The 26,829-nt window shown below is 72.1% G+C and carries 27 protein-coding genes and 2 pseudogenes; 24 read left to right on the top strand and 5 right to left on the bottom strand.

Annotated elements, in window-relative coordinates:
- Positions 1 to 121 precede the first annotated feature (121 nt).
- Positions 122 to 3,664 (top strand): DNA polymerase III subunit alpha, encoded by a 3,543-nt coding sequence (dnaE, locus tag M4D82_RS09500; protein WP_249765615.1) that lies wholly within the window; start codon positions 122 to 124, stop codon positions 3,662 to 3,664.
- 93 nt (positions 3,665 to 3,757) lie between these two features.
- Here dnaE and M4D82_RS09495 read toward each other — a convergent pair whose 3' ends face one another.
- The gene (locus M4D82_RS09495; protein WP_249765614.1) at positions 3,758 to 3,922 is read right to left on the bottom strand and encodes a hypothetical protein; all 165 of its coding nucleotides are present in this window, start codon (positions 3,920 to 3,922) and stop codon (positions 3,758 to 3,760) included.
- Between the two features lie 232 nt (positions 3,923 to 4,154).
- Between M4D82_RS09495 and M4D82_RS09490 the strand changes: the two genes are divergently transcribed.
- From M4D82_RS09490 to M4D82_RS09475, 4 genes are read left to right on the top strand one after another with little or no spacing between them, the layout of a single operon-like run.
- A complete protein-coding gene (locus tag M4D82_RS09490) occupies positions 4,155 to 5,477 on the top strand; it encodes an NYN domain-containing protein (protein WP_249765613.1) in 1,323 nt (440 codons plus the stop codon).
- A gap of 28 nt (positions 5,478 to 5,505) precedes the next feature.
- A complete protein-coding gene (locus M4D82_RS09485; protein WP_502988894.1) occupies positions 5,506 to 6,543 on the top strand; it encodes an ABC transporter ATP-binding protein in 1,038 nt (345 codons plus the stop codon).
- Positions 6,540 to 7,310, top strand: a complete 771-nt coding sequence (locus M4D82_RS09480; RefSeq protein ID WP_249765612.1) for an ABC transporter permease — start codon at positions 6,540 to 6,542, stop codon at positions 7,308 to 7,310. Before M4D82_RS09485 ends, M4D82_RS09480 begins: the two co-directional genes overlap by 4 nt.
- A gap of 34 nt (positions 7,311 to 7,344) precedes the next feature.
- Complete coding sequence (locus M4D82_RS09475) at positions 7,345 to 7,977, top strand: hypothetical protein (protein WP_249765611.1); 633 nt, start codon at positions 7,345 to 7,347, stop codon at positions 7,975 to 7,977.
- A 110-nt stretch (positions 7,978 to 8,087) separates the two neighbouring features.
- Here M4D82_RS09475 and ybaK read toward each other — a convergent pair whose 3' ends face one another.
- From ybaK to M4D82_RS09460, 3 genes are read right to left on the bottom strand one after another with little or no spacing between them, the layout of a single operon-like run.
- Positions 8,088 to 8,585, bottom strand: coding sequence for a Cys-tRNA(Pro) deacylase (ybaK, locus tag M4D82_RS09470; protein ID WP_249765610.1), 498 nt, complete (start codon positions 8,583 to 8,585; stop codon positions 8,088 to 8,090).
- 13 nt (positions 8,586 to 8,598) lie between these two features.
- Complete coding sequence (locus M4D82_RS09465) at positions 8,599 to 9,339, bottom strand: LON peptidase substrate-binding domain-containing protein (protein WP_249765609.1); 741 nt, start codon at positions 9,337 to 9,339, stop codon at positions 8,599 to 8,601.
- 52 nt (positions 9,340 to 9,391) lie between these two features.
- Positions 9,392 to 11,002, bottom strand: a complete 1,611-nt coding sequence (locus M4D82_RS09460) for an oxidoreductase (RefSeq protein WP_249765608.1) — start codon at positions 11,000 to 11,002, stop codon at positions 9,392 to 9,394.
- Positions 11,003 to 11,128: 126 nt separating this feature from the next.
- On the opposite strand from M4D82_RS09460, the gene hisD reads away from it, so the two are divergent.
- From hisD to hisF, 8 genes are read left to right on the top strand one after another with little or no spacing between them, the layout of a single operon-like run.
- Positions 11,129 to 12,451, top strand: a complete 1,323-nt coding sequence (hisD, locus tag M4D82_RS09455; RefSeq protein ID WP_249765607.1) for a histidinol dehydrogenase — start codon at positions 11,129 to 11,131, stop codon at positions 12,449 to 12,451.
- The gene (locus M4D82_RS09450) at positions 12,448 to 13,554 is read left to right on the top strand and encodes a histidinol-phosphate transaminase (protein WP_249765606.1); all 1,107 of its coding nucleotides are present in this window, start codon (positions 12,448 to 12,450) and stop codon (positions 13,552 to 13,554) included. Before hisD ends, M4D82_RS09450 begins: the two co-directional genes overlap by 4 nt.
- Complete coding sequence (hisB, locus tag M4D82_RS09445; protein ID WP_030155936.1) at positions 13,551 to 14,144, top strand: imidazoleglycerol-phosphate dehydratase HisB; 594 nt, start codon at positions 13,551 to 13,553, stop codon at positions 14,142 to 14,144. Before M4D82_RS09450 ends, hisB begins: the two co-directional genes overlap by 4 nt.
- A 2-nt stretch (positions 14,145 to 14,146) precedes the next feature.
- A complete protein-coding gene (locus M4D82_RS09440) occupies positions 14,147 to 14,314 on the top strand; it encodes a CG2302 family histidine operon protein (RefSeq protein WP_249765605.1) in 168 nt (55 codons plus the stop codon).
- Positions 14,311 to 14,961, top strand: a complete 651-nt coding sequence (gene hisH / locus M4D82_RS09435; protein WP_249765604.1) for an imidazole glycerol phosphate synthase subunit HisH — start codon at positions 14,311 to 14,313, stop codon at positions 14,959 to 14,961. Before M4D82_RS09440 ends, hisH begins: the two co-directional genes overlap by 4 nt.
- Positions 14,961 to 15,689 (top strand): bifunctional 1-(5-phosphoribosyl)-5-((5-phosphoribosylamino)methylideneamino)imidazole-4-carboxamide isomerase/phosphoribosylanthranilate isomerase PriA, encoded by a 729-nt coding sequence (gene priA, locus M4D82_RS09430; protein WP_249765603.1) that lies wholly within the window; start codon positions 14,961 to 14,963, stop codon positions 15,687 to 15,689. The genes hisH and priA overlap by 1 nt, the downstream gene beginning before the upstream one ends.
- Positions 15,686 to 16,066 carry a RidA family protein gene (locus M4D82_RS09425; protein WP_249765602.1) on the top strand — a complete coding sequence of 127 codons (381 nt, stop codon included), beginning with the start codon at positions 15,686 to 15,688 and terminating at the stop codon, positions 16,064 to 16,066. The genes priA and M4D82_RS09425 overlap by 4 nt, the downstream gene beginning before the upstream one ends.
- Positions 16,063 to 16,818, top strand: a complete 756-nt coding sequence (hisF, locus tag M4D82_RS09420) for an imidazole glycerol phosphate synthase subunit HisF (RefSeq protein WP_249765601.1) — start codon at positions 16,063 to 16,065, stop codon at positions 16,816 to 16,818. Before M4D82_RS09425 ends, hisF begins: the two co-directional genes overlap by 4 nt.
- A 91-nt stretch (positions 16,819 to 16,909) precedes the next feature.
- Here hisF and M4D82_RS09415 read toward each other — a convergent pair whose 3' ends face one another.
- A complete protein-coding gene (locus M4D82_RS09415; protein WP_249765600.1) occupies positions 16,910 to 17,542 on the bottom strand; it encodes a TIGR03085 family metal-binding protein in 633 nt (210 codons plus the stop codon).
- 83 nt (positions 17,543 to 17,625) lie between these two features.
- Between M4D82_RS09415 and hisI the strand changes: the two genes are divergently transcribed.
- The 11 genes and pseudogenes from hisI (at position 17,626) to lgt (ending at position 26,749) form a co-directional block, all read left to right on the top strand.
- Entirely contained in the window at positions 17,626 to 17,991 is a 366-nt protein-coding gene (gene hisI, locus M4D82_RS09410; RefSeq protein WP_249765599.1) for a phosphoribosyl-AMP cyclohydrolase, read from the top strand.
- 16 nt (positions 17,992 to 18,007) lie between these two features.
- Positions 18,008 to 19,498, top strand: coding sequence for an anthranilate synthase component I (locus tag M4D82_RS09405; RefSeq protein WP_249765598.1), 1,491 nt, complete (start codon positions 18,008 to 18,010; stop codon positions 19,496 to 19,498).
- 14 nt (positions 19,499 to 19,512) lie between these two features.
- Positions 19,513 to 20,149 (top strand): annotated as a pseudogene (locus tag M4D82_RS09400) (TIGR02234 family membrane protein).
- A 121-nt stretch (positions 20,150 to 20,270) separates the two neighbouring features.
- The gene (locus tag M4D82_RS09395) at positions 20,271 to 20,522 is read left to right on the top strand and encodes an HGxxPAAW family protein (RefSeq protein ID WP_249771633.1); all 252 of its coding nucleotides are present in this window, start codon (positions 20,271 to 20,273) and stop codon (positions 20,520 to 20,522) included.
- Between the two features lie 70 nt (positions 20,523 to 20,592).
- A complete protein-coding gene (locus M4D82_RS09390; RefSeq protein WP_249765597.1) occupies positions 20,593 to 21,099 on the top strand; it encodes a DUF2752 domain-containing protein in 507 nt (168 codons plus the stop codon).
- A gap of 183 nt (positions 21,100 to 21,282) precedes the next feature.
- Complete coding sequence (gene trpC, locus M4D82_RS09385) at positions 21,283 to 22,092, top strand: indole-3-glycerol phosphate synthase TrpC (RefSeq protein WP_249765596.1); 810 nt, start codon at positions 21,283 to 21,285, stop codon at positions 22,090 to 22,092.
- 8 nt (positions 22,093 to 22,100) lie between these two features.
- A pseudogene (trpM, locus tag M4D82_RS09380) lies at positions 22,101 to 22,308 on the top strand (tryptophan biosynthesis modulator TrpM).
- A 215-nt stretch (positions 22,309 to 22,523) separates the two neighbouring features.
- Complete coding sequence (trpB, locus tag M4D82_RS09375; protein ID WP_249765595.1) at positions 22,524 to 23,771, top strand: tryptophan synthase subunit beta; 1,248 nt, start codon at positions 22,524 to 22,526, stop codon at positions 23,769 to 23,771.
- Entirely contained in the window at positions 23,768 to 24,598 is an 831-nt protein-coding gene (gene trpA, locus M4D82_RS09370; protein ID WP_249765594.1) for a tryptophan synthase subunit alpha, read from the top strand. Before trpB ends, trpA begins: the two co-directional genes overlap by 4 nt.
- A gap of 95 nt (positions 24,599 to 24,693) precedes the next feature.
- Positions 24,694 to 25,665, top strand: a complete 972-nt coding sequence (locus tag M4D82_RS09365; protein ID WP_249765593.1) for a DsbA family protein — start codon at positions 24,694 to 24,696, stop codon at positions 25,663 to 25,665.
- An 88-nt stretch (positions 25,666 to 25,753) separates the two neighbouring features.
- Positions 25,754 to 26,749, top strand: a complete 996-nt coding sequence (gene lgt / locus M4D82_RS09360) for a prolipoprotein diacylglyceryl transferase (RefSeq protein ID WP_249765592.1) — start codon at positions 25,754 to 25,756, stop codon at positions 26,747 to 26,749.
- Positions 26,750 to 26,829: the final 80 nt, after the last annotated feature.

Raw genomic sequence — 26,829 nt, 5'->3', positions numbered from 1 at the left:
CGCCGCGGCGGCGCCCTCGGTTCTGCAACGGCTGACCGTACCCGTCAGTGCCCTCGATGTGTCACTGCGCCGACGTAGACTTCGAGGCTGCCCCCCTCTCTCCCCCCGGAGGTCTGCCGTCGTGACCAAGACGCCGTTCACGCACCTGCACGTCCACACCCAGTACTCGCTGCTGGACGGTGCCGCGCGGCTGAAGGACATGTTCAACGCGTGCAACGAGATGGGCATGACGCACATCGCCATGTCCGACCACGGCAACCTGCACGGGGCGTACGACTTCTTCCATTCCGCCCGGAAGGCCGGAATCACCCCGATCATCGGGATCGAGGCGTACGTCGCCCCCGAGTCCCGGCGCAACAAGCGGCGCATCCAGTGGGGCCAGCCCCACCAGAAGCGCGACGACGTGTCCGGCTCCGGTGGCTACACCCACAAGACGATCTGGGCGGCGAACGCGACCGGCCTGCACAACCTCTTCCGGCTGTCCTCCGACGCGTACGCCGAGGGATGGCTCACGAAGTGGCCGCGCATGGACAAGGAGACCATCAGCAAGTGGTCGGAGGGCCTGATCGCCTCCACCGGCTGCCCCTCCGGCGAGCTCCAGACGCGCCTTCGCCTCGGCCAGTTCGACGAGGCCCTGAAGTCGGCCTCCGAGTACCAGGACATCTTCGGCAAGGACCGTTACTTCCTGGAGCTGATGGACCACGGCATCGAGATCGAGCGCCGGGTCCGCGACGGCCTGCTGGAGATCGGCAAGAAGCTCGGCATCCCGCCGCTGGTCACGAACGACTCGCACTACACCTACGCCAGCGAGGCCGGCGCCCACGACGCCCTGCTGTGCATCCAGACCGGCAAGAACCTCTCGGACCCCGACCGCTTCCGCTTCGACGGCTCCGGCTACTACCTGAAGTCGACCGACGAGATGTACGCGATCGACTCCTCGGACGCCTGGCAGGAGGGCTGCGCCAACACGAAGCTGGTCGCGGACCAGGTCGACACCGAGGGCATGTTCACGTTCCGGAACCTGATGCCGAAGTTCGACATCCCGGACGGCTACACCGAGGTCACCTGGTTCCGCGAGGAGACCATGCGCGGCATGCACCGCCGCTTCCCCGGGGGCATCCCCGAGGACCGCATGAAGCAGGTCGAGTACGAGATGGACACGATCATCTCGATGGGCTTCCCCGGCTACTTCCTCGTGGTCGCCGACTTCATCATGTGGGCCAAGAACCAGGGCATCGCGGTGGGCCCCGGCCGCGGCTCGGCGGCCGGTTCGATCGTCGCGTACGCCATGGGCATCACCGACCTCGACCCGATCCCGCACGGTCTGATCTTCGAGCGCTTCCTGAACCCCGAGCGCGTCTCCATGCCCGACGTCGACATCGACTTCGACGAGCGTCGGCGCGTCGAGGTGATCCGGTACGTCACGGAGAAGTACGGCCAGGACAAGGTCGCCATGATCGGCACCTACGGCACCATCAAGGCCAAGAACGCGATCAAGGACTCCGCGCGCGTCCTCGGCTACCCGTACGCCATGGGCGACCGCCTCACCAAGGCCATGCCCGCCGACGTCCTCGGCAAGGGCATCCCGCTCTCCGGCATCCTCGACCCCACGCACCCGCGCTACAGCGAGGCCGGCGAGATCCGCTCGATGTACGAGAACGAGCCGGACGTGAAGAAGGTCATCGACACCGCCCGAGGCGTCGAGGGCCTGGTCCGCCAGATGGGCGTGCACGCCGCCGGCGTGATCATGTCCAGCGAGACGATCACCGACCACGTCCCCGTCTGGGTGCGGCACACCGACGGCGTCACCATCACCCAGTGGGACTACCCGAGCTGCGAGGCGCTCGGCCTGCTGAAGATGGACTTCCTGGGCCTGCGCAACCTCACGATCATGGACGACGCCGTCAAGATGGTGAAGGCCAACAAGGGGATCGACATCGACCTCCTGGCCCTGCCGCTCGACGACCCCAAGACCTTCGAGCTGCTCCAGCGCGGTGACACCCTCGGCGTCTTCCAGTTCGACGGCGGCCCCATGCGCTCCCTGCTGCGCCTGATGAAGCCCGACAACTTCGAAGACATCTCCGCCGTCTCGGCCCTCTACCGGCCGGGCCCGATGGGCATGAACTCGCACACGAACTACGCCCTGCGCAAGAACAAGCAGCAGGAGATCACCCCGATCCACCCCGAGCTGGAGAAGCCGCTCGAAGAGGTGCTCGCGGTCACCTACGGCCTGATCGTCTACCAGGAGCAGGTGCAGAAGGCCGCCCAGATCATCGCCGGGTACTCGCTCGGCGAGGCCGACATCCTGCGCCGCGTGATGGGCAAGAAGAAGCCCGAGGAACTGGCGAAGAACTTCACCATCTTCCAGGCGGGCGCCCGCAAGAACGGCTACAGCGACCAGGCGATCCAGGCCCTGTGGGACGTCCTGGTGCCCTTCGCCGGCTACGCCTTCAACAAGGCCCACTCGGCCGCGTACGGCCTCGTCTCCTACTGGACCGCCTACCTCAAGGCGAACTACCCGGCCGAGTACATGGCCGGGCTGCTCACCTCGGTCAAGGACGACAAGGACAAGTCCGCGATCTACCTGAACGAGTGCCGCCGCATGGGCATCAAGGTGCTCCCGCCGAACGTCAACGAGTCCGAGCCGAACTTCGCCGCCCAGGGCGACGACGTGATCCTCTTCGGCCTCACCGCCGTCCGCAACGTCGGCCAGAACGTCGTCGAGTCGATCATCAAGACCAGGAAGGCCAAGGGGAAGTTCTCCTCCTTCCCCGACTTCCTCGACAAGGTCGAGGCCGTCGTCTGCAACAAGCGCACCGTCGAATCGCTGATCAAGGCCGGCGCCTACGACGAGATGGGCCACACCCGCAAGGGCCTGGTCGCCCACCACGAATCGATGATCGACAACGTGGTCGCCGTCAAGCGCAAGGAGGCCGAGGGGCAGTTCGACCTCTTCGGCGGAATGGGTGACGAGGGCGGCGGCGACGAGCCCGGCTTCGGGCTCGACGTGGAGTTCTCCGACGTCGAGTGGGAGAAGTCCTACCTGCTCGCCCAGGAGCGCGAGATGCTCGGCCTCTACGTCTCCGACCACCCGCTCTTCGGCCTGGAGCACGTGCTGTCCGACAAGACGGACGCCGGCATCTCCCAGCTGACCGGCGGCGAGCACTCCGACGGCGCCGTCGTCACCATCGGCGGCATCATCTCCGGCCTCCAGCGCAAGATGACCAAGCAGGGCAACGCCTGGGCCATCGCCACCGTCGAGGACCTCGCCGGCTCCATCGAGTGCATGTTCTTCCCCGCGACCTACCAGCTCGTCTCCACCCAGCTGGTCGAGGACACCGTCGTCTTCGTCAAGGGCCGCCTCGACAAGCGCGAGGACGTCCCCCGCCTGGTCGCCATGGAGATGATGGTCCCCGACCTCTCCTCCGCCGGGACCAACGCACCCGTCGTCCTCACCATCCCGACCGTCAAGGTCACCCCGCCGATGGTGACCCGTCTGGGCGAGATCCTGCGCCACCACAAGGGCAACACCGAGGTCCGCATCAAGCTCCAGGGGCCGCGCACCACCACCGTCCTGCGCCTCGACCGGCACCGGGTCCAGCCCGACCCCGCCCTCTTCGGCGACCTCAAGGTGCTCCTCGGGCCCTCCTGCCTGGCCGGCTGACGTCCGGCGAGGCAGCTCTGACGTGCGGAAGGCGCACCCGGTGTCCGGGTGCGCCTTTCTCGTACGGCTCCCGCGCGGCCGATCGTCGGCGCGTCAGTTGTGGCCGAACTTCTTTTCCTTGCGCTTGTGGGCCATGTCCATGGGACTCGGCGCCGACGACGAGGACATCGACTCGGTTTGCGAGGAGCTCTTCGTCGACTCCTGCCCGGAGCGGGGCTGCTGCTTGGCGGGCTGCTTCTGGTTCTTGTTCTTGGCCATGGGATGCCTCCGTGGGGTGTGTAGGGACCAGGGCCGCCTTCACACTCACACACCCCTGCAAAGTGCGCATTTTGGATCATTGTCGAGGGCGGTGAAGGCCTCTTCACCCCGCCCGCGCGAGATCCGCCACGCCGATGATCGAGTTCCGGCCGTCAACACCCTTGCGGTCGGGCAGACTCGGGGCAGCCGGCGAAAGAACACATGAGGATCCCCGGGGAAGAGGGTGGTACGCATGGACCGCTGCGTCGTTCTGGTGGACGCCGGATACCTGCTGGGCGCCGCCGCGAGCCTCCTCGCCGGAGAACCCTCCCGCTCCCGCATCACCGTCGACCACGCCGCCCTCATCCAGGGACTGCGCGAACGGGCCGAGGCCGACACCGCGCAGCCGCTGCTGCGCATCTACTGGTTCGACGGTGCACCCGACCGGGTACCCCAGCCCGAGCACCGGCGGCTGCGCGTCATGCCCCGCGTCACCGTCCGCCTCGGCGCCCTGACCCGAAGCGACGGCCGCTGGGCGCAAAAGGGCGTCGACGCCGCCATGCACGCCGAGCTGACCGAACTCGCCCGCAACCGGGCCTGCTCCGACGTGGTCCTCGTCACCGGCGACGGCGACCTGCTCCCCGGGCTGATGTCCGCCAAGGAACACGGCGTCGCCGTCCACCTGTGGGCCGTCCAGGCGGCCGACGGGGACTACAACCAGTCCGAGGACCTCGTCGCCGAAGCCGACGAACGCCGCGTCCTCGACCGCGCCTGGATCACCCGGGCCGTCCGCGCCCGCGACCTCACCGGACTCTGCTCGCCCGCGCCCGCCCCGCGCCCCGAGATCGCCGCGATCCTCTCCGCGCCGCTGCCCGAGGCCGCCCTCGCCGAGGCCGCCCGCAACAGTGGCGCCCCCGCCACCCGGCAGACCCCGCCGAACGGGACGCCCGTACCCGCGCCCGCCACCGAAGGGGCCAAGCCCGTCCCCACCCCGAAGGACCTCGCCGTCCTGCGCGCCCCCGGCGCGGCCGCCGGCTCCGCCTCCGGATCGGCGTCGAGCGGGAACAACGGCAACGGCGGGCACAGCCCGGCCGGGAGCGCCCTGCGCTGGTCCTCCGACAAGGGCTGGATCGACCGCGCGGGCCCCCTCGGCGAACCCGCCGAGACCGCCTCCCTGCCCACCCTCGCCCAGCTCACCAGCGCCGAACAGCGCTGGGCGGACCGCGAGGAGGACATCACCACCGTCGGCGGTGACCCGTTCGAGGTCGGCCAGGTCTTCGCCCGCCGCTGGATGGAACGCCTCCCCGAGAGCGTCCACCTCCAAAAGCTCGCCACCCTGTACCCGCGCGTCCCCCACCGCATCGACGGGGAACTGCTGCGCTACGCCGCCCGCTTCGGCCTGCTCGCCCACAAGGACGACCAGATCGACGAGCACGACCGCTACGCCATCCGCGCCGGGTTCTGGCGCGAGATCGACGTCCGCGCGGCCTCCGACCACGTCCCCGCCCCACCACCCGCCCCCGGCACCCCGGGGCCCTCCGTGGCGGCCGGGCCGGCGACCCCGGCCGCCGAGTGAGGGCGAAAGCCGCGTAGGCTGCTCCCTCGTGAGTACGGGCACAGCACAGGCGGGACACACCACGGGCGCGGCCGCCGGAGCGGCGTCCGACGTGGTGTGCGCGGTGCGTGACCTGACCAAGACCTACCCCGCCGTACGCGGCCGGCGCGGGGCCCCCGCCCTGCCCGAGATCCGCGCCACCGACGGGATCTGCCTGGAGGTCCGGCGCGGCGAGATCTTCGGCCTGCTCGGCCCGAACGGCGCCGGCAAGTCCACCCTGGTCCGCCAGCTGACCGGGCTGCTGCGCCCCGACTCGGGCGCCGTGACCCTGCTCGGCCACGACCTCGTACGCCACCCCGAGCGGGCCGCCCGACTCCTCGCCTACCTGGGGCAGGAGTCCACCGCCCTCGACGAACTCACCGTCGCCCTCGCCGCCGAGACCACCGGCCGGCTGCGCGGACTCGGCGCGCGCGCGGCGCGGACCGCGCGCGACGAGGTCCTGGAGGAACTCGGGCTGACCGAGATCGCCGCACGCCCCCTGAAGAAGCTGTCCGGCGGACAGCGGCGCCTCGCCTGCTTCGCCGCCGCGCTCGTGGGGGAGCGGGCCGTGCTCGTCCTCGACGAACCCACCACCGGCATGGACCCCGTGGCCCGACGGGCCGTCTGGGAGGCCGTCGACCGGCGGCGCGCCGTGCACGGGGCGACCGTCCTGCTCGTCACCCACAACGTCATCGAGGCCGAGACCGTCCTCGACCGGGTCGCCGTCATCGACCAGGGCAAGGTCATCGCCTGCGACACCCCCGCCGGACTCAAGGCGAAGGTCTCCGACGAGGTCCGCCTCGAACTGGTGTGGCGCACCGCGCCCCCGCTCCAGGTGCCCGAGGTCGCCGAGCTGGCCCCGCGCGCCACCGAGTCGGGACGCAAGTGGGTACTGCGGCTGGCGCCGGACGAGGCCCGCGCCGCCGTCGCCGCCGTCACCGGGGGCCCGGCCTTCGCCGCCCTCGACGATTTCACGTTGGCCACGCCGAGCCTGGAGGACGTCTACCTCGCGCTGGGTGGACGGATGAAGGGTCTGGTCAAGTCGTGACCACCGCCGCTGTCGGTGTCCTCGCCCCGAGGGCACGGCTCCTGCCCGCCCTGGCCGCCGTCTACCGGGCGCAACTCTCGCGTGCCCGGGTGGCCCGGATCCCGCTGCTGTTCGTGGCGACGTTCCAGTCCGTCGGGATCATGATCCTGATGCGGGGCGTGGTGGACGGGGGCTCCGAGGCGCGGGCCGTCGTCGCGGGCTCCTCGGTGCTCGTCGTCGCCTTCGTCGCGCTGAACCTCCTCGCGCAGTACTTCGGGCAGCTACGGGCCGGCGGCGGGCTCGACCACTACGCCACCCTGCCCGTGCCGCCCGCCTCGGTGGTGCTGGGCGCGGCCGCCGCGTACGCCTCGTTCACGCTGCCCGGGACGCTGGTGACGGCCGTCTTCGGCTGCCTGCTGTTCGGGCTGCCGATGGGCGGGCTGTGGATCCTCGCCGCCGTCGTCCCGCTGGCCGGGGCCGCGCTCGCCGGGCTCGGCGCCGCGCTGGGACTGCTCGCCCCGCGCCAGGAACTGGCCACGCTGGCCGGACAACTCGGCATGTCGGCGGCGCTGCTGCTCGGGGTGCTGCCGGCCGAGCGGATGCCGGAGGTCGTCGTGTGGGCGCGGGACCTGCTGCCCTCCACGTACGGGGTCGAGGCCTTCGCCGAGACCTTCGCCCCGCACCCCGACTGGGCGGCCGTCCTCCTCGACCTCGGGGTGTGCGGCGCGGTCGGCGTGCTGTCGCTGGCCGTCGCCACCTGGGCGTACCGGCGGGCGGCGGTCCGCTGACGCCTCCGTCGGGGGTACCTGGCACGATGTGAGGGTGACCGAAGCCGTGACCCCCTCTCCGTCCCCGTTCGACGCGCCGCCGCTCCCGCCGGAGGCGGACGCGGACTCGGGCATCACCCCGGCGGACATCCGTGACGGCGCCGCCGTCGCCCTCGTGGTGGGCGTCTGCGGCGTGCTCCTCGGACTGCTGTGGGCCTGGCTCGCACCCCGCGTCAGCTACGTCTCAAACGGCGAGGCCGTCTTCCTGCGCAACACCGAGAGCGAGGCGCGGATCGGCGCCGACGGCACGTTCTTCCTGCTGGCGCTCGGGCTCGGCGTCCTGAGCGCGGTCGGCGTCTTCCTGTGGCGGCGGCGCGGGGGCGTGCCGCTGGTGATCGGGCTGGCCCTCGGCGCGTGCTTCGCGTCGCTGGTGGGCTGGCGGCTCGGGCTGTGGCTGGGCCCGGCCCGTGACCTCGTCGCGGCCGCCGCGAAGGCCGGCAAGGGCGTCCCGTTCGAGGCGCCGCTCCAACTCCTCGCCTACGGGGTGCTGCTGGTGTGGCCCATGACGGCCGTCGCCGTCCACCTCGCCCTGACGGCCCTGTGGTCGCCGCGCGACCCGGTGAAGACCGCCGAGTGGTACGGCACCTACCCGCCCCCGCACGTCCACGCGGAACGTCCGGACGCGTAGGCCGTGTCTTGTGGATCATGCCGGGCTCGCGGCGTCCGGTGCTCCCTGATCCAGCCTGATCCACGAGACACGACCTCGGGCCTGTCCGACCCTGATCCGCCGGGCGCTGCCTACGGGCGGGCGATGGGGGCCAGGGTGGCCGAGGTGAGGGCGGCGAGGGCCGTCGGGGACAGTTCGACCTCCAGGCCGCGGCGGCCCGCCGACACGCAGATCGTCGCGTGGTCGCCCGCCGACGCGTCCAGCACCGTACGCAGCCGCTTGCGCTGACCCAGCGGCGAGATGCCGCCCCGGACGTAGCCCGTGGTGCGCTCCGCCGCCGCCGGGTCGGCCATCACGGCGCGCTTGCCGCCCAAGGCCACCGCGAGGGCCTTCAGGTCCAGCGACCCCGAGACCGGGACCACCGCCACCGTCAGCGCCCCGTCCACCTCCGCGACCAGCGTCTTGAACACCTGCGCCGGGGAGACGCCGAGGGCCTCGGCCGCCTCCTCGCCGTACGAGGGGTGGGCGGGGTCGTGCTCGTAGGCGTGGGTGGTGAACGGGACCCCGGCGGCGGTCAGCGCCACGATCGCCGGGGTGCCCGCCGCCTGCTGCTGCTTCTTCTTCGCCATGTCCCCGGTTCGTCTAGTTCGGGCTCGTCGGGCTGCGGGTCAGGTCCACCGCCGGCAGGGACGGCAGGTGACGGATCACGGCCGTCTCCGCGCGCAGCAGCTTCAGCTCCTCCGCGAGCCGCGTCGCGGTGTCCGGGGCCTGGAGCAGGCGCTGTTTCGACGGGATGTCCAGCACCGCGGCCGCCGCCACCAGGTACGACACCACCGACGGCTCGTCCGGCAGGTCCGGCGGCGAGCTCAGCGAACGCTCCCGTGCCCCCGCCAGCCGCTTCTGGTAGCTGCGGAAAGCGCGCAGCACCCCCTCCGAGAGGGCGCCCGCCCCGTCGCCCGGGTCCTCCGTCAGCTCCTCCAGCTCCGCCACGAGGAAGGGCCCCGAGGCGTCGACCGACAGCAGCCGCACCCGCGTCGTGCCGGTGGCGAGGACCTCGAAGCTGCCGTCCTCGCGCTCCCGGATCGTCGCCGCGTCCGCGATGCAGCCCACCCGGTGGAACGCCTGGATCGGGTCCGCGCCGAAGCCCGCCGCCGGTCCCCGCCGGGGCAGCGCCGTCTGGTCGGGCAGACCGGGCGCGGTCGGCGCGACCTCCCGCCCGTCGCGGATCGCGACGACGGCGAAGCGGCGCGGTGCGTCGTCGGCCGTCTTCAGCAGCTCGCGCATCATGGCGCGATAGCGCTCCTCGAAGACGTTCAGCGGAAGCACGAGGCCCGGGAACAGCACCGAGTTCAGCGGGAAGAGGGGCAGGCGAACGGTGGTCACGAGGCACAGGGTAGTGGCCGGACGGGCCCAGGGGGTGTCCGGCCCCTGGCCGTCACCCCCGCCTCAGCAGGCGCGAGGCCCCGGCCGCCACCGTCGTGGCCAGGATCCACCCCAGGATCACCAGAGCCGCCGCGCCCCACTGCCAACCGCCCGCCGGCTTCCAGTGACCCTCCTGGCCGAGGTCGATCACCGGCAGCAGCAGATCGAGCGCGTACAGAGCGGCGTTCCAGTGCGGGTGCTCGTCCGCCTTGATCGGATCCGGACGGTGCCCCAGGAACAGCACCGCCCCCGCCGCCCACAGCACCGCCATCCACAGCGCCGCCCGCCCCGGCCGGTACCCGTACGCCACCATCCAGTCCTGGAGGTACCCCCAGGCCCGGCCCGCCGGGGCCAGCGTGGTCCGGCGGCGGCGCTGCTTGGCGAGCAGCACCTCGCGGGCGTCGGCGTCCTCGCCGCCGTCGCGCAGTACGGCCGCCAGCCGTTCGTACGGCTCCGGCGAGTACTCCGGGGTGGCCGCCTCCACCCACTCCAGGCGCCGGGCCAGCGGGAAGTGGCCCCGGGGCGCGAGGCTCTCGTAGACGAACCCCTCCATGGACACCCGGCCGGGGCCGGGCCAGCTCGTGGAGCGGTCGACCAGCTTGACGACCTTCGCCCCCGAGACCACCACCCGTCCCTGCTCCGGCGCCTCCCCGACGAACCGGAACTCGGGGGTCTGGACCCGCCGCAGCGAGACCTCCTGGTCCGGCTGGAGCTCGAAGCGGGCGCCGTAGAAGTCGATCGAGTCACCGAAGCGGCCGTCGTCCAGGCGCAGGCCGCCCCGGCACTCGAAGGGCTGCGCCGGCCCGCCGCGCGTGGGCGTCTGCGCCCAGTCGTACGGGCGGGCCGGGTCGCCCGTCGCGGGCGCGAGGGCTATGGAGGTCAGGTAGAGCGTCCGCTCGACGGTCAGCGTCGGGGCGTTCAGGGCGCGCCGGCCGTCCGGGTTGCTCAGCCGCGCACCGCGCAGGCTCATCGACACGCCGACCTTCGCGCCGCGCAGGCTGAGCTCCCCGTGCGTCTCCAGCATGTCGGCCTGGAAGTCCTGCGCCACCGACATGCCGTCCGCGGCGATGGCCCGTCCCCGGTTGTCGCGCCGCACCACGGCGTGGCTGACCAGCAGATCGGTGCCGATCTGCGCGTCGGTGAGGCGGATGCCGCGCGCCACCCGGGAGTGCGCGAGGTGGAGGTCCCCCTCGGTGTGCAGCCGGGCGGCCTCCAGCCGGGGGATCGCACAGTTGTCCAGTCGCAGCGTGTTGAAGCGGGTCTCGGACAGCTGGACCTCGCGGTCGAAGCGGCAGGAACGGATCTCCACATACGGAGTCACCGAACCGCCGGACAGATCCAGCTGCCCCGTGATACGGGCGCCGCGCAGCTTCAGCGAGGCCACCCGCCCCGGCACCGGCGCCGGCCCCGCCAGCAGCAGGAGCGCCACGACCCGCGCGCGGACGCTGCGGGCCGGGCCCCACTGCGGGCCGGTGTGCGGATCGTCCCGATCGGTGATGTGAGTGCCCAGGTCACAGACGCTGCCGGTGCGGAACGCCTGCCACAGGCGGTGCTCCGGATCGGTGAGATCCCCCGGTCGTCCGTCCTCGTCCGGCTCCGTCGTGGCCACGTACGGCTCGGTCATGGCGGCCCCCCTCCGCTGTTCACATGCGTGTAGGGGAACGCTAAGGGGCGGCGGTGACATCCGGGACCCGTATCAGCCAGTGATACGGGCGGACGGTGGCGGTGAGCGGTCTGAGAGAATTGGGACGTGATCTCTCGTATCGACCTGCGCGGTGACGCCCTCCCCGAGGGTGGCGCCCTGCGCGATCTGCTGCCCCGTGCCGAGTTCGACGTGGAAGCCGCCCTGGAGAAGGTGCGGCCCATCTGCGAGGACGTCCATCATCGTGGCACCGCGGCGCTGATCGAGTACGCGCGGAAGTTCGACGGGGTGGAGCTCACGCAGGTCCGCGTGCCCGCGGAGGCCCTCGCGACCGCCCTGGAGCAGCTGGACCCGGCCGTCCGCGCCGCCCTGGAGGAGTCGATCCGCCGCGCCCGGATCGTGCACCGCAACCAGCGTCGCACCGAGCACACCACCCAGGTGGTCCCCGGCGGCACGGTGACGGAGAAGTGGGTTCCCGTCGAGCGCGTGGGCCTCTACGCCCCGGGCGGCCGCTCGGTGTACCCGTCGTCCGTCGTGATGAACGTCGTCCCGGCGCAGGAGGCGGGCGTCGAGTCGATCGCGCTGGCGTCCCCGCCGCAGAGGGAGTTCGGCGGCCTGCCGCACCCGACGATCCTCGCCGCCTGCGCCCTCCTCGGCGTGGACGAGGTGTACGCCGTCGGCGGCGCGGTGGCCGTCGCCATGTTCGCGTACGGCACGGAGGACTGCCTGCCGGTCAACATGGTGACCGGCCCCGGCAACATCTGGGTCGCCGCCGCCAAGCGCTACTTCACCGGGAAGATCGGCATCGACACCGAGGCCGGCCCGACCGAGATCGCCGTCCTCGCGGACTCCACCGCCGACCCCGTGCACGTCGCCGCCGACCTGATCAGCCAGGCCGAGCACGACCCGCTGGCCGCCGCCGTGCTCGTCACCGACTCCGAGGACCTCGCGGCCGCCGTCGCGAAGGAGCTGGAGACCCAGGTCGCCGCGACCAAGCACGTCGAGGACCGCATCAAGCCCGCCCTCGCCGGCAGGCAGTCCGCGATCGTGCTCGTGGACGACCTGGAGGACGGCCTCAAGGTGGTCGACGCGTACGGCGCCGAGCACCTGGAGATCCAGACCGCCGACGCCGCCGCCCTGGCCGCCCGCGTCCGCAACGCCGGCGCGATCTTCGTCGGCCCCTGGGCCCCGGTCTCCCTCGGCGACTACTGCGCCGGCTCGAACCACGTCCTGCCCACCGGCGGCTGCGCCTGCCACTCCTCGGGCCTGTCCGTGCAGTCGTTCCTGCGCGGCATCCACATCGTCGACTACACGCGCGACGCCCTCGCCGAGGTCACCCACCACGTGGTGACCCTGGCCGAGGCCGAGGACCTGCCGGCGCACGGGGCGGCGCTCAAGGCCCGCTTCGGATGGAAGGTCCCCAACGCATGACCGGTATCGACGACCTCCCCATCCGCGACGAGCTGCGCGGCAAGTCCCCGTACGGCGCCCCGCAGCTCGACGTGCCCGTCCAGCTGAACACCAACGAGAACCCGTACGAGCTGCCCGAGCCCCTCGTGCGGCGCATCGCCGAACGCGTCGCCGAGGCCGCCCGCACCCTCAACCGCTACCCCGACCGCGACGCCGTGGAGCTGCGCACCGAGCTGGCGAAGTACCTCACCCGGACCGGCGGGCACCCCGTCGCCCGGGAGAACGTCTGGGCCGCCAACGGCTCCAACGAGGTCCTCCAACAGCTGCTCCAGACCTTCGGCGGCCCCGGCCGCACCGCGATCGGCTTCGAGCCCTCGTACTCGATGCACGCCCTGATCGCCCGGGGCACCGGCACCGGCTGGATCTCCGGCCCGCGCCGGGACGACTTCACCATCGACGTGGCCGCCGCCGAGCAGGCCATCGCCGCCCACCGCCCGGACGTCGTCTTCATCACCTCGCCCAACAACCCCACCGGCACGGCCGTCGAGGCCGAGACCGTCCTCGCCCTCTACGAGGCCGCGCAGGCGGCCAAGCCGTCGCTGGTCGTCGTGGACGAGGCGTACGTGGAGTTCAGCCACCGGGACTCGCTCCTGCCCCTCATCGAGGGCCGGCCGAACCTGGTGATCTCCCGGACCATGTCCAAGGCCTTCGGCGCCGCCGGCCTGCGCCTGGGCTACCTCGCCGCGCACCCCGCCGTGGTCGACGCCGTCCAGCTGGTGCGCCTGCCGTACCACCTGTCGGCCGTCACCCAGGCGACCGCGCTGGCCGCCCTGGAACACACCGACACCCTGCTCGGCTACGTCGAACAGCTCAAGGCCGAACGGGACCGCCTGGTCACCGAGCTGCGGGAGATCGGCTACGAGGTCACCGAGTCCGACGCGAACTTCATCCAGTTCGGCAGGTTCGCGGACTCCCACACCGCCTGGCAGCGGATCCTCGACCAGGGCGTCCTGGTCCGGGACAACGGCGTACCGGGGTGGCTGCGCGTCACCGCCGGCACCCCGGCAGAGAACGACGCGTTCCTGGAAGCGGTTCGCGCACTGAAGAAGGAGCAGCAGGCATGAGCCGCATCGGACGGGTCGAACGGACCACGAAGGAGACCTCTGTCCTCGTCGAGATAAACCTCGACGGCACCGGCAAGGTCGACGTCTCCACGGGCGTGGGCTTCTACGACCACATGCTCGACCAGCTCGGCCGCCACGGCCTCTTCGACCTCACCGTCAAGACCGACGGCGACCTGCACATCGACAGCCACCACACCATCGAGGACACCGCGCTCGCGCTGGGCGCCGCCTTCAAGCAGGCCCTCGGCGACAAGGTCGGCATCTACCGCTTCGGCAACTGCACCGTGCCCCTGGACGAGTCCCTCGCCCAGGTCACCGTCGACCTGTCGGGCCGCCCCTACCTCGTGCACACCGAGCCCGAGAACATGGCGCCGATGATCGGCGAGTACGACACCACGATGACCCGGCACATCTTCGAGTCCTTCGTGGCGCAGGCCCAGATCGCCCTGCACATCCACGTCCCGTACGGCCGCAACGCCCACCACATCGTGGAGTGCCAGTTCAAGGCCCTCGCCCGCGCCCTGCGCTACGCCGCCGAGTTCGACCCGCGCGCCGCGGGCATCCTTCCGTCCACGAAGGGCGCCCTCTAGCAGTGAACGGCCTCAACACCATCCTGATCGTCCTCGGCCTGTTCCTGGCCGGGGGCGTCTACTCCTTCCAGAAGCAGAAGATGCCCAGGTCGGTCGTCATCCTGCTCGCCCTCGCCTCCGCGCTGTCCCTCGCCGCCGGAGTCCTGCGAATCCAAGGAATCTGGGAATGAGCGCAGTCCGCCCCACCAAGAACGTCGTCGTCTTCGACTACGGCTTCGGAAACGTACGCTCCGCCGAGCGGGCGCTCGCGCGCGTCGGCGCGGACGTCGAGATCACCCGCGACTATGACAAGGCCATGGACGCCGACGGGCTCCTCGTGCCCGGCGTCGGCGCCTTCTCCGCCTGCATGCAGGGGCTCAAGGACGCCCGCGGCGACTGGATCATCGGCCGCCGGCTCTCCGGTGGCCGTCCCGTCATGGGCATCTGCGTCGGCATGCAGATCCTCTTCGAACGCGGCATCGAGCACGGCGTGGAGACCGAGGGCCTCGACGAGTGGCCCGGCACCGTCGGCCCGCTCAAGGCCCCCGTCGTCCCCCACATGGGCTGGAACACCGTCGAGGCGCCCGCCGACAGCCAGGCCTTCGCGGGCCTCGACGCCGACGCCCGCTTCTACTTCGTGCACTCCTACGCGGCGCACGACTGGAGCCTGGAAGTCACCAACCCCAGGATCAAGGGCCCGAAGGTCACCTGGGCCACGCACGGCGAGCGGTTCGTCGCGGCCGTGGAGAACGGGGCCCTGTGGGCCACCCAGTTCCACCCGGAGAAGTCCGGCGACACAGGCGCCCAGCTCCTCACCAACTGGATCGAGACCCTCTGATGCCGAAGCCCCTTGAGCTCCTCCCCGCCGTCGACGTCCGCGACGGCCAGGCCGTACGCCTCGTCCACGGCGTCTCCGGCAGTGAGACCTCCTACGGCTCCCCGCTGGAGGCCGCCCTCGCCTGGCAGCGCGCCGGCGCCGAGTGGCTGCACCTCGTCGACCTGGACGCCGCCTTCGGCACCGGCGACAATCGCGCCCTGGTCGCCGAGATCACCCGCGCCATGGACATCAAGGTCGAGCTGTCCGGCGGCATCCGCGACGACGCCTCCCTCGCCGCCGCCCTCGCCACCGGCTGCACCCGCGTCAACCTCGGCACCGCCGCCCTGGAGACCCCCGAGTGGGCCGCCAGGGCCATCGCCGAGCACGGCGACAAGATCGCCATCGGCCTCGACGTCCGCGGCACCACCCTCAAGGGCCGCGGCTGGACCAGCGAGGGCGGCGACCTCTACGAGACCCTCGCCCGCCTGGACTCCGAGGGCTGCGCCCGCTACGTCGTCACCGACATCGGCAAGGACGGCACGCTGACCGGCCCCAACCTGGAGCTGCTGAGGAACGTCTGCGCCGCCACCGACCGGCCCGTCGTAGCCTCCGGCGGCATCTCCTCCCTGGACGACCTGCGCGCGCTCTCCGAGCTGGTTCCGCAGGGCGTCGAGGGCGCGATCGTCGGCAAGGCCCTGTACGCCAAGGCCTTCACCCTGGAAGAAGCCCTGAAGGTGGTCTCCGCATGAGCTCCGTACGTCGTATCTCCTCCGGCGGCCCCTACGAGGACGTCATCGGCTACTCCCGCGCCGTGCAGCTCGGCAACGGCCTCGTCCTGGTCTCCGGCTGCACCGCAGGCGACGCGGGCGGCCCGTACGACCAGACCGTGGCCGCCTTCGGCGTCGCGTTCAAGGCCCTCGCGCAGGCCGGTCTCGGCCCCGAGGACGTGGTCCGCACCCGCATGTACCTGACGCACGCCCGGGACGTGGAGGAGGTGGGCCGCGCCCACAAGCTCCTCTTCGACGCCGTCCGCCCCGCCGCGTCCATGATCATCGTCTCCGGCTTCGTCGACCCGAGCATGGTCGTCGAGGTGGAGGTCGAGGCGTACCGGGAGCCGTCCGCATGAGCCTCGCCGTACGCGTGATCCCCTGCCTGGACGTGGACAACGGCCGGGTCGTCAAGGGCGTCAACTTCCAGAACCTGCGCGACGCCGGGGACCCGGTGGAGATGGCCAAGCTCTACGACGCCGAGGGCGCCGACGAGCTGACCTTCCTCGACATCACCGCCTCCTCCGGCAACCGCGAGACCACCTACGACGTGGTCCGGCGCACCGCCGAACAGGTCTTCATCCCGCTGACGGTGGGCGGCGGCGTCCGCACCGCCGACGACGTGGACAAGCTGCTGCGGGCCGGCGCGGACAAGGTGGGCGTCAACACGGCCGCCATCGCCCGGCCGGAGCTGATCCAGGAGATCGCCGAGCGCTTCGGCCGGCAGGTGCTCGTCCTGTCGGTCGACGCCCGCCGCACCGTCTCCGGCTCCTTCGAGGTCACGACCCACGGCGGCCGCCGGGGCACCGGCATCGACGCCGTCGAGTGGGCGCACCGGGCCGCCGAACTGGGCGCCGGGGAGATCCTGCTCAACTCGATGGACGCCGACGGCACGAAGGACGGCTACGACGTCGAGATGATCGCGGCCGTACGCAAGCACGTGACGGTTCCGGTGATCGCCTCGGGTGGTGCGGGCAGGCTGTCCGACTTCCCTCCGGCGATCGCCGCCGGCGCGGACGCGGTGCTGGCCGCCTCGGTGTTCCACTTCGGCGACCTGCGGATCTCCGAGGTCAAGTCGGCCCTCCGCGAAGCGGGCCACCCCGTCCGGTAGCGCCTCGGGTCGGGCGGGGGCGGGGTCGCCGCCGCGCGGAGGCTCTCCCCGCCCCGCCCTCACCGTTTCCCGGGCTCCGCCCGGACTGGGCCTAGATGCCCAGGGCGGCCGCCGTCAGGGCGGCGATGGAGTCCTTGTCGCCGTCCAGTTCCACCGCGGCGGCGGCCTGGCGGCCGAAGCAGAAGAGGGTCAGTTCGCCCGGCTCGCCCGTCACCGTGACCACCGGGGCGCCCTTGTGGGCCACCGCCGTCTGCCCGTCCGGGCGGCGCAGGACCAGGCCCACCGGGGAACGGCGGCCCGTCAGGCGGGCGATCTTCTCCAGGCGGAACCAGAGGGCGTCCGAGAAGACCCGGTCCAGCTCGCGCGGGGACCAGTCCGGCTGGGCGCGGCGTACGTCCTCGGCGTGGACGAAGAACTCCACCGCGTTCGCCGCCTCGTCGATCTGCTTCAGCGAGTACAGCGACATCCTCGGCGGGCCGGTCCTGATCAGCTGGATCAGTTCCTCGTACGGCTTGGCCGCGTACTCCTCCATCGCCTTGTCCAGGCGGGTCTTCAGCACGTTCAGCAGCAGGCCACCCGCCGCGTCCGGCCGCCGCTCGCGCACCACCACGTGCGCCGCCAGGTCCCGCGCGGTCCAGCCTTCGCACAGCGTCGGCGCCTCCGGGCCCGCCGCCTCCAACAGGTCCGCCAGCAGCAGGCGTTCTCGCTTCGCATGGGTAGACATGGGCGCAAGCGTACGGCCGACCCCCGCCATCCGCCCGCCCATCAGTCGGACAACCCTCCGTGCCGTCACCGCCAGGCGGCACAATGATCCCCATGAGTACGTCCTCCCTCGATCCCGCCATCGCCGCTCGCCTCAAGCGCTCCGCGGACGGCCTGATCCCGGCCATCGCCCAGCAGTACGACACCGGTGAGGTGCTCATGCTCGGCTGGATGGACGACGAGGCCCTGCACCGCACCCTGACCACCGGCCGCTGCACCTACTGGTCCCGCAGCCGCCAGGAGTACTGGGTCAAGGGGGACACCTCCGGCCACTTCCAGCACGTGAAGTCCGTCGCCCTCGACTGCGACGCCGACACCGTGCTGGTCAAGGTCGACCAGGTCGGCGCCGCCTGCCACACCGGGGCCCGGACCTGCTTCGATGCCGATGTCCTGATCAGCGCCGCCGACTAGGTAGGGTTCCCACCCCATGGATCTCGATACGTTCCGCAAGCTCGCGGCCGACCGCCGCGTCATCCCCGTGAGCCGCAAGCTGCTGGCCGACGGGGACACCCCCGTCGGGCTCTACCGCAAGCTGGCCGCCGAGCGCCCCGGCACCTTCCTCCTGGAGTCCGCCGAGAACGGCCGGTCCTGGTCCCGGTACTCCTTCGTCGGCGTACGCAGTGACTCGACCCTGACCGTGCGGGACGGCCAGGCGCACTGGATCGGCACCCCGCCCGTCGGCGTCCCCACGGACGGCGACCCGCTCGACGCCCTGCGCGCCACCGTCGAGGCCCTGCACACCCCCCGCGACCTCGCGGCCGGCATGCCCCCCTTCACCGGCGGCATGGTCGGCTACCTCGGCTACGACATCGTGCGCCGCCTGGAGCGCATCGGCGAGCACACCGAGGACGACCTCAAACTTCCCGAGCTGACGATGCTGCTCACCTCCGACCTGGCGGTCCTCGACCACTGGGACGGCACGGTCCAGCTCATCGCCAACGCGATCAACCACAACGACCTCGACACCGGCGTCGACGAGGCGTACGCGGACGCGGTGGCCCGCCTCGACGCGATGGAGGCCGACCTCGCCGGCCCCGCCCCCTACGTCCCCGCCGCGCTGCCCGACTCCGAACTGCCGCCCTTCACCGCCCTGTGGGGCGGGAAGGACTACCACGTCGCCGTCGAGGACATCAAGGAACGCATCCGGGCCGGCGAAGCCTTCCAGGTCGTGCCCTCGCAGCGGTTCGAGACCCCCTGCGAGGCCTCCGCGCTCGACGTCTACCGCGTCCTGCGGGCCACCAACCCGTCCCCGTACATGTACCTCTTCCGCTTCGAGAACGGCTTCGACGTCGTCGGCTCCAGCCCAGAGGCGCTCGTCAAGGTCGAGGACGGGCGGGCCATGGTCCACCCCATCGCCGGCACCCGCCACCGGGGGGCCACCCCGCAGGAGGACCACGACCTCGCCGAGGAGCTGCTGGCCGACCCCAAGGAGCGGGCCGAGCACCTGATGCTCGTCGACCTGGGCCGCAACGACCTCGGGCGGGTCTGCGAGCCGGGCTCCGTCGAGGTCGTCGACTTCATGTCGATCGAGCGGTACTCGCACGTCATGCACATCGTCTCCACCGTCACCGGCCGGGTCGCCGAGGGCAGGACCGCCTTCGACGTCCTGACCGCCTGCTTCCCCGCCGGCACCCTCTCCGGAGCCCCCAAGCCGCGCGCCATGCAGATCATCGAGGAGCTGGAGCCCTCCCGGCGCGGCCTCTACGGCGGCTGCGTCGGCTACCTCGACTTCGCCGGGGACTCCGACACCGCCATCGCCATCCGCACCGCGCTGCTGCGCGACGGGACGGCGTACGTGCAGGCCGGCGCCGGGGTCGTCGCCGACTCGGTGCCCGAGCTGGAGGACGCCGAGTGCCGCAACAAGGCCGCCGCCGTGCTCCGCGCCGTGGGAGCGGCGAACCGCCTCCACCGCGGCTGAGGGCGTAGGGGATAGTGGGGTACGTGAGTGCCGTACCCCACCCCCGAAACGAAGCCGAGGCCGCCGAGAGCGGCGGCGGTCGCCGCAGCGTGGCCGTCGCCCTGCTGCTCGGCGCGCTCGGTGCCACCGTCGTCCTGCTGGCCTCCGGCCGGGTCTGGGCCCGGGGCAGCGCCGCCGTCGGCGGTGGCTCGTTGCCGGTGACCGCCGACGGGCAGGCCGTCACCGGCCTCCCGGCGGCCCTGGCCATCGTCGCCCTCGCCGCGCTCGTCGCGGTGTTCGCCGTACGGGGCCCCGGCGGCTGCTGGTCTCCGCGCTGCTCGCGCTCAGCGGCCTCGGCGCCGCCCTGGCCGCCGTGGCGGCGCCGGCGACCGCCGGGCGCTGGACGAGCGGGCCGCCACCGCCACCGCCGACACCGCCGCCCGGGTGGCGGAGCTGAGCCACACGGTGTGGCCCTACGTCGCCGCCTCCGGCGCCGTGCTGATCCTCATCGCCGGGCTGCTGGCGCTGCGCTTCGGCCGGAGCTGGCCCGCGATGGGCGGCCGCTACGAGCGCGACGGCAGCCCCCGAGGTCGGAAGCCGGCGACGGTGGACCCGGACCGGCCCGAGGACCTGTGGAAGGCCCTCGACCGGGGCGAGGACCCCACCCGCTGAGGATCCGTCGAGGATTCCACCCGCGCGGCGGCCACCCGCCGGCGAAACCCGCGAGCCGGTGCGGGACAATGAGACCGAGCGTGCGCTACCGCACGTGCGACAGAACAACGAGGAGCAACTCATGGCGGGCACGAGCCACGGACACACCCCGGCCGCCTGGACCGGTGTCATCATCGCCTTCATCGGTTTCTGCGTCTCCGGCGCCTTCATGGTGCTGGCGAACCCGATCGGGTTCTGGGCGGGTCTCGTCGTCGTCGCGATCGGCGGAGTCGTCGGCCTCGCGATGCGTGCCGCGGGCATGGGCGCCCCCAAGGCCTCCCACCGCGACCTCGCCGAGGTCATCGCCGCCGGCCGGGCCGCCGCCAAGGTCTGAGCGCGTTCTCGCGGCGAAAGGCGTGGCCCGTCGGGCTGCGCCTTTTGTCATGACCGGAGACAATCACCGCGTGGACGCCTCCAGCACCCCTCCCGCCGCCCCGGCTCCGGCCGCCGCGGTTCCCGCCGCCGTTCCGGCCGCCGCGCCGCAGCAGGCCGCGCCGGCGCCCGTACGCACCTCCCGGGCCCGCAGGCTCGCGGTCCCGGTGCTCACCCTGGGCGCCGCCGTCGCCGCGTTCACCTACCTCGGTGTCGTGGACCCCAACGAACCGGGCCACTACCCCGTCTGCCCCCTGCTGCGGCTGACCGGCATCCTGTGCCCCGGCTGCGGCGGACTGCGCAGCGCCCACGCCGTCGCCCAGGGCGACCTGATCACGGCGCTGGGCGCCAACGCGGCGGCCGTCGCCGGCTACGTCGCCTTCGCCGGCTTCCTCGCCCTGTGGCTGGTCCGCGCCGTCCGGGGCCGCCCGACGCCCACGATCGCCCTGCGCCCCGTCGCCTGGTGGGGGATCGGCGCCCTGCTGCTCGCCTTCACGATCGTCCGGAACCTCCCGATCGGTTCCGCGCTCGCGCCATGAGCGCAGGTGGGACTCCATACCGGGGCTACGGGAGCCACATATTCCGACTGTCCAGTCCCTGGGACACCGCGAAGTCCGTGCGGAGGCCGCAGCGACCTGCGGATACCATTTGAGTGTCGACCTTGCAGTGGTACTTGTCCGCAAGGCGGCCGACCGTCATCGACCCGGAAGGGGGCCGCTCGCGTGAGTGTGCTCGACGAGATCATCGAAGGGGTCCGCGAAGACCTTGCCGAACGGCAGGCTCGCGTCAGCCTCGACGAGCTCAAGGAGCGTGCCGCCAAGGCGCCCCAGGCCAAGGACGGCGTCGCGGCCCTGCGCGGCGACGGCGTCAAGGTGATCTGCGAGGTCAAGCGCTCCAGCCCCTCCAAGGGCGCGCTGGCCGCCATCGCCGATCCGGCCGGGCTCGCCGCCGACTACGAGGCAGGCGGTGCCGCGGTCATCTCCGTCCTCACCGAACAGCGTCGTTTCGGTGGCTCGCTGGCCGACCTGGAGGCCGTCCGCGCCCGCGTGGACATCCCGATCCTGCGCAAGGACTTCATCGTCACGGCGTACCAGCTGTGGGAGGCCCGCGCCTACGGCGCCGACCTCGCGCTGCTCATCGTCGCGGCCCTGGAGCAGGAGGCGCTCGTCTCCCTCATCGAGCGGGCCGAGTCCATCGGCCTCACCCCGCTCGTGGAGGTCCACGACGAGGAGGAGATCGAGCGGGCCGTCGCGGCCGGCGCCAGGATCATCGGCGTGAACGCCCGCAACCTGAAGGACCTCAAGGTCGACCGCTCCACCTTCGAGCGGATCGTCGGCGAGATCCCGCCCCACATCGTGAAGGTCGCCGAGTCCGGCATCCGCGGACCGCACGACCTGATCGCCTACGCCAACGAGGGCGCCGACGCCGTCCTCGTCGGCGAATCCCTGGTCACCGGCCGGGACCCGAAGGCGGCCGTGGCCGACCTCGTCGCCGCCGGCGCCCACCCCGCCCTGCGACACGGGCGGAGCTGACACCGCCGATGCTCCCCGACCGTCCCTCCGTCCGCACCCGACCGGGCCACGGCCCGGCCGGCGTGCCGGCGGCGTACGCGCCGCTGGCGCGCGGCTGCCGCCCCGCGGCTGCCGTGCCCCGCCCGGCGTGTCCACGGACGGCGGGTGCGGTACGTGATCGGCTCCGAGCCCGGTCAGGTCAACGGCATGCGATGGCGTGGCGGAGCCGCGTCGTAACGACGACCGCCCCGCGAGCCCGCCCGCGTCCTCCGGACGCGGCGGGCGGGCGGTCGCGTACCGCCTCGCGCCCCGGGCCCTCGCCCCGGCCGCGAGCCGGTCCGTCCGTACGTCCCCACCCGCCCGCCGGCGGGGTGCGCGGGCCGCGGACCGACGGCGCAATACCGTGCACCCACCCGTCGGCATCGCATTTCCGTACCCGTAGGAGTAGTGGCATGTCCACCAGCTCGTTCTTCATCCCGGACCCGGAGGGTCACGTCCCCAACACCGAGGGCTACTTCGGTGACTTCGGCGGCAAGTTCATCCCCGAGGCGCTCGTCGCCGCCGTGGACGAGGTCGCCGTCGAGTACGAGAAGGCCAAGGGGGACCCGGCGTTCGCCGCCGAGCTCAACGAGCTCATGGTCAACTACACCGGCCGCCCCAGCGCCCTGACCGAGGTGCCGCGCTTCGCCGAGCACGCCGGCGGCGCCCGCGTCTTCCTCAAGCGCGAGGACCTCAACCACACCGGCTCGCACAAGATCAACAACGTGCTGGGTCAGGCGCTCCTCACCAAGCGCATGGGCAAGACCCGCGTCATCGCCGAGACCGGCGCCGGCCAGCACGGTGTCGCCACCGCCACCGCCTGCGCCCTCTTCGGCCTCGACTGCACCATCTACATGGGCGAGATCGACACCCAGCGCCAGGCCCTCAACGTGGCCCGCATGCGCATGCTCGGCGCCGAGGTCATCGCCGTGAAGTCCGGCTCCCGCACCCTCAAGGACGCCATCAACGAGGCCTTCCGCGACTGGGTCGCCAATGTCGACGAGACCCACTACCTCTTCGGCACCGTCGCCGGACCCCACCCCTTCCCGGCCATGGTCCGCGACTTCCACCGCGTCATCGGCGTCGAGGCCCGCCGGCAGATCCTGGAGCGCGCCGGCCGACTGCCCGACGCGGTCGCCGCCTGCGTCGGCGGCGGCTCCAACGCCATCGGCCTCTTCCACGCCTTCATCCCCGACACCGAGGTCCGCCTCGTCGGCTTCGAGCCCGCCGGACACGGCGTGGAGACCGGCGAGCACGCCGCCACCCTCACCGCCGGAGAGCCCGGCATCCTGCACGGCTCCCGCTCCTACGTCCTCCAGGACGAGGAGGGCCAGATCACCGAGCCCTACTCGATCTCCGCCGGTCTGGACTACCCGGGCATCGGCCCCGAGCACTCCTACCTCAAGGACATCGGCCGCGGCGAATACCGCGCCATCACCGACGACGCCGCCATGCAGGCCCTGCGCCTGCTGTCGCGCACCGAGGGCATCATCCCGGCCATCGAGTCGGCGCACGCCCTCGCCGGCGCCCTCGACCTGGGCAAGGAGCTGGGCAAGGACGGCCTCATCGTCGTCAACCTGTCCGGCCGCGGCGACAAGGACATGGACACGGCGGCCCGCTACTTCGGGCTGTACGACGGCACCGAGGGGGAGAACAAGTGAGCACCGCCAACGAGAAGACCGGACGCCTCGAACTGCTGAGCGCCACCCTCGCCAAGGCGAAGTCCGAGGACCGCGCCGCCCTCGTCGCCTACCTCCCGGCCGGCTTCCCGACGGTGGACGGCGCCATCGCGGCCGCCAAGGCCGTCATCGCCGGCGGCGCCGACGTCGTCGAGATCGGCCTGCCACACAGCGACCCGGTCCTGGACGGCGCCGTCATCCAGACCGCCGACGACATCGCCCTGCGCGGCGGCGTCAAGATCGCCGACGTACTGCGCACCGTGCGCGAGACGTACGAGGCCACCGGCGCCCCGATCCTGGTCATGACCTACTGGAACCCCATCGACCGCTACGGCGTCGAGCGGTTCACCGCCGAACTGGCGGCGGCGGGCGGCGCCGGCTGCATCCTGCCCGACCTGCCGGTCCAGGAGTCCGCGCTGTGGCGCGAGCACGCGGCGAAGCACGGTCTGGCGACCGTCTTCGTCGTGGCCCCCAGCAGCAAGGACGCCCGCCTCGCCACCATCACCGCCGCCGGTTCCGGCTTCGTCTACGCCGCCTCCCTCATGGGCGTCACCGGCACCCGCGAGTCCGTCGGCGACGAGGCCCAGGAACTGGTGCGCCGCACCCGCGCCACCACCGACCTGCCCGTTTGCGTGGGCCTCGGCGTCTCCAACGCCGTCCAGGCCAAGCAGGTCGCCGGCTTCGCCGACGGGGTGATCGTCGGCTCGGCCTTCGTGAAGCTGCTGCTGGACGCGCCGGACCTGCCCGCCGGGCTGGACGCCGTACGCGCCCTGGCGGGCGAGCTTGCGGAAGGCGTACGCAGGTCCTGACGCCGGACGGGCTCGGGACGGGGTTCTGTAGCCCGATCGAGTGGAAATGAGGGCGGGGAGGCACGCGAGTGCCTCCCCGCTTCGTTTGGCGGATCGTGAGCGAGAAGAACGACGGTGCGAACCGCGATGCGACGAAACGATCAGCCCGGGAGCGACTCCAGGAGGAGCGCGAGCGGCAGAAGAGGCGCGACAAGCGCCGGCGGACCCTCGTCGTCTCGGCGGCGGTGGTCGGCGTGCTCGGCCTGGCCGCCGTCGTCGGCCTGATCGCCGCCAATACCGGATCCGGCTCCAAGGACGCCAAGGCGGGCCCCGTCGTCGCGCCCTCGGGGGCCACCGGCGAGGACGCCCTCGCCATCCAGACGGGCAAGAGCGACGCCCCTTCCCGGCTGACGATCTGGGAGGACTTCCGCTGCCCGGCCTGCAAGTCCTTCGAGACCACCTACAAGGACACCATCCACGAGCTGGAGGCCAAGGGCCTGCTCGCGACCGAGTACCACATCGTCACCCTGATCGACGCGAACATGGGCGGCAGCGGCTCGCTCAAGGCGGCCAACGCCGCCGCCTGCGCCCAGGACACCGGCAAGTTCGCCGCCTACCACGACCTCCTCTTCCAGAACCAGCCCGAGGAGACGGACGACGCCTACGGCAAGAACGCCAAGCTGCTGGAACTGGCCGGCAAGATCGAAGGCCTCGACACCCCCGCCTTCCGCTCCTGCGTGGAGGACGGCACCCACAACAGCTGGGTCGCCAAGTCCTACGACGCCTTCAAGGCCGGAAAGTTCCGCGGCACGCCCACCATCCTCCTCGACGGCAAGGACATCTTCGCCGACCTGGCCGACCCGCTGACCCCGCAGAAGCTCAAGGCGAAGGTGGAGGCCAAGGCAGGCGGCGGCGCGAACACGGGATCGGGCAAGGCCTCGCCGTCGCCCTCCGCCTCCGGGTCGAAGAACGGGTCCGGCGGCGCCGCGAAGACCTCCCCGTCCGGCAGGTCCTCCGCCGGGACCGCGGCGGGCTCCGCTTCCGCTTCCGGCTCCGCATCCGGGTCCCGGACCGTGTCGGGAGGCTGAGCGGCGCCCTCGCCGTGTGTGGTTTTGGTTTCAGCTTGCCGGGCGGGTTGCGGTCGGTACCGCCCGGCAGGGTAGCGTCAGGTCTGCCATGACCCTTGCCTATATCCCCAGTCCGTCGACCGGCGTGATCCATCTCGGACCGATCCCGCTCCGCGGCTACGCGTTCTGCATCATCATCGGCGTCTTCGTCGCCGTCTGGCTCGGCAACAAGCGGTGGATCGCGCGCGGCGGAAAGCCGGGCACGGTCGCGGACATCGCCGTGTGGGCGGTGCCCTTCGGCCTCGTCGGCGGTCGCCTCTACCACGTGATCACCGACTACCAGCTCTACTTCGGCGAAGGCCGCGACTGGGTCGACGCCTTCAAGATCTGGGAGGGCGGCCTCGGCATCTGGGGCGCCATCGCGCTCGGCGCGGTCGGCGCCTGGATCGGCTGCCGTCTGCGCGGCATCCCGCTGCCCGCCTGGGCCGACGCCCTGGCCCCCGGCATCGCCATCGCCCAGGCCTGCGGGCGCTGGGGCAACTGGTTCAACCAGGAGCTGTACGGCCGCGCCACCGACCTGCCGTGGGCGCTGGAGATCAGCGAGGGCCCCAACCGGGTCGCCGGCACCTACCACCCGACGTTCCTCTACGAGTCGCTGTGGTGCCTCGGCGTCGCCGGGCTCGTCATCTGGGCCGACCGCCGCTTCAAGCTCGGGCACGGGCGGGCCTTCGCCCTGTACGTGGCCGCGTACTGCGCCGGGCGCGGCTGGATCGAGTACATGCGCGTCGACGAGGCCCACCACATCCTGGGCCTGCGGCTGAACGTGTGGACCGCGATCGTGGTGTTCGTGCTCGCGGTGGTCTACTTCGTCCTCTCGGCGAAGCTGCGTCCGGGCCGCGAGGAGGTCGTGGAGCCGGAGCGGGCCGACGGCGCGGGCAAGGGCGGCGCTGTCGTCGTGGCCGCCGACGGTTCCGCGAAGGACGCCAAGAAGGACGACGGCGGCAAGGACGGCAAGGCCGAGGCCGTGGAGGCCTCCGGGCCCGTCAAGACGGATCTGCGCAAGGCGGCGCCGGCCGCCGAGAAGGGCTCGGGCCAAGCCCCGTAGCCCCGAACGGGAACTCCCCGGAGGCGTGTCGCGCACCGCGCGGCACGCCTCCGGCGCGTCCGGGCAGCGGTGGGCCGCAG

It is taken from the genome of Streptomyces sp. RerS4, from assembly GCF_023515955.1.
Taxonomy (GTDB): Bacteria; Actinomycetota; Actinomycetes; order Streptomycetales; family Streptomycetaceae; genus Streptomyces.
Note: the sequence above shows the minus strand (reverse complement) of the source record. Positions and strands in the feature narration are given on the sequence as shown.

Excerpts from the sequence above, each read along its gene's own strand:
- hisH (WP_249765604.1), top strand. The coding sequence starts at position 14,311 with ATGAGCGCAGTCCGCCCCACCAAGAACGTCGTCGTCTTCGACTACGGC.
- hisB (WP_030155936.1), top strand. The coding sequence starts at position 13,551 with ATGAGCCGCATCGGACGGGTCGAACGGACCACGAAGGAGACCTCTGTC.
- M4D82_RS09395 (WP_249771633.1), top strand. The coding sequence starts at position 20,271 with ATGGCGGGCACGAGCCACGGACACACCCCGGCCGCCTGGACCGGTGTC.
- M4D82_RS09405 (WP_249765598.1), top strand. The coding sequence starts at position 18,008 with ATGGATCTCGATACGTTCCGCAAGCTCGCGGCCGACCGCCGCGTCATC.
- trpB (WP_249765595.1), top strand. The coding sequence starts at position 22,524 with ATGTCCACCAGCTCGTTCTTCATCCCGGACCCGGAGGGTCACGTCCCC.
- hisF (WP_249765601.1), top strand. The coding sequence starts at position 16,063 with ATGAGCCTCGCCGTACGCGTGATCCCCTGCCTGGACGTGGACAACGGC.
- priA (WP_249765603.1), top strand. The coding sequence starts at position 14,961 with ATGCCGAAGCCCCTTGAGCTCCTCCCCGCCGTCGACGTCCGCGACGGC.
- M4D82_RS09460 (WP_249765608.1), bottom strand. The coding sequence starts at position 11,002 with ATGACCGAGCCGTACGTGGCCACGACGGAGCCGGACGAGGACGGACGA.
- M4D82_RS09495 (WP_249765614.1), bottom strand. The coding sequence starts at position 3,922 with ATGGCCAAGAACAAGAACCAGAAGCAGCCCGCCAAGCAGCAGCCCCGC.
- M4D82_RS09415 (WP_249765600.1), bottom strand. The coding sequence starts at position 17,542 with ATGTCTACCCATGCGAAGCGAGAACGCCTGCTGCTGGCGGACCTGTTG.
- lgt (WP_249765592.1), top strand. The coding sequence starts at position 25,754 with ATGACCCTTGCCTATATCCCCAGTCCGTCGACCGGCGTGATCCATCTC.
- M4D82_RS09425 (WP_249765602.1), top strand. The coding sequence starts at position 15,686 with ATGAGCTCCGTACGTCGTATCTCCTCCGGCGGCCCCTACGAGGACGTC.
- hisI (WP_249765599.1), top strand. The coding sequence starts at position 17,626 with ATGATCCCCATGAGTACGTCCTCCCTCGATCCCGCCATCGCCGCTCGC.
- M4D82_RS09450 (WP_249765606.1), top strand. The coding sequence starts at position 12,448 with ATGACCGGTATCGACGACCTCCCCATCCGCGACGAGCTGCGCGGCAAG.
- ybaK (WP_249765610.1), bottom strand. The coding sequence starts at position 8,585 with ATGGCGAAGAAGAAGCAGCAGCAGGCGGCGGGCACCCCGGCGATCGTG.
- M4D82_RS09490 (WP_249765613.1), top strand. The coding sequence starts at position 4,155 with ATGGACCGCTGCGTCGTTCTGGTGGACGCCGGATACCTGCTGGGCGCC.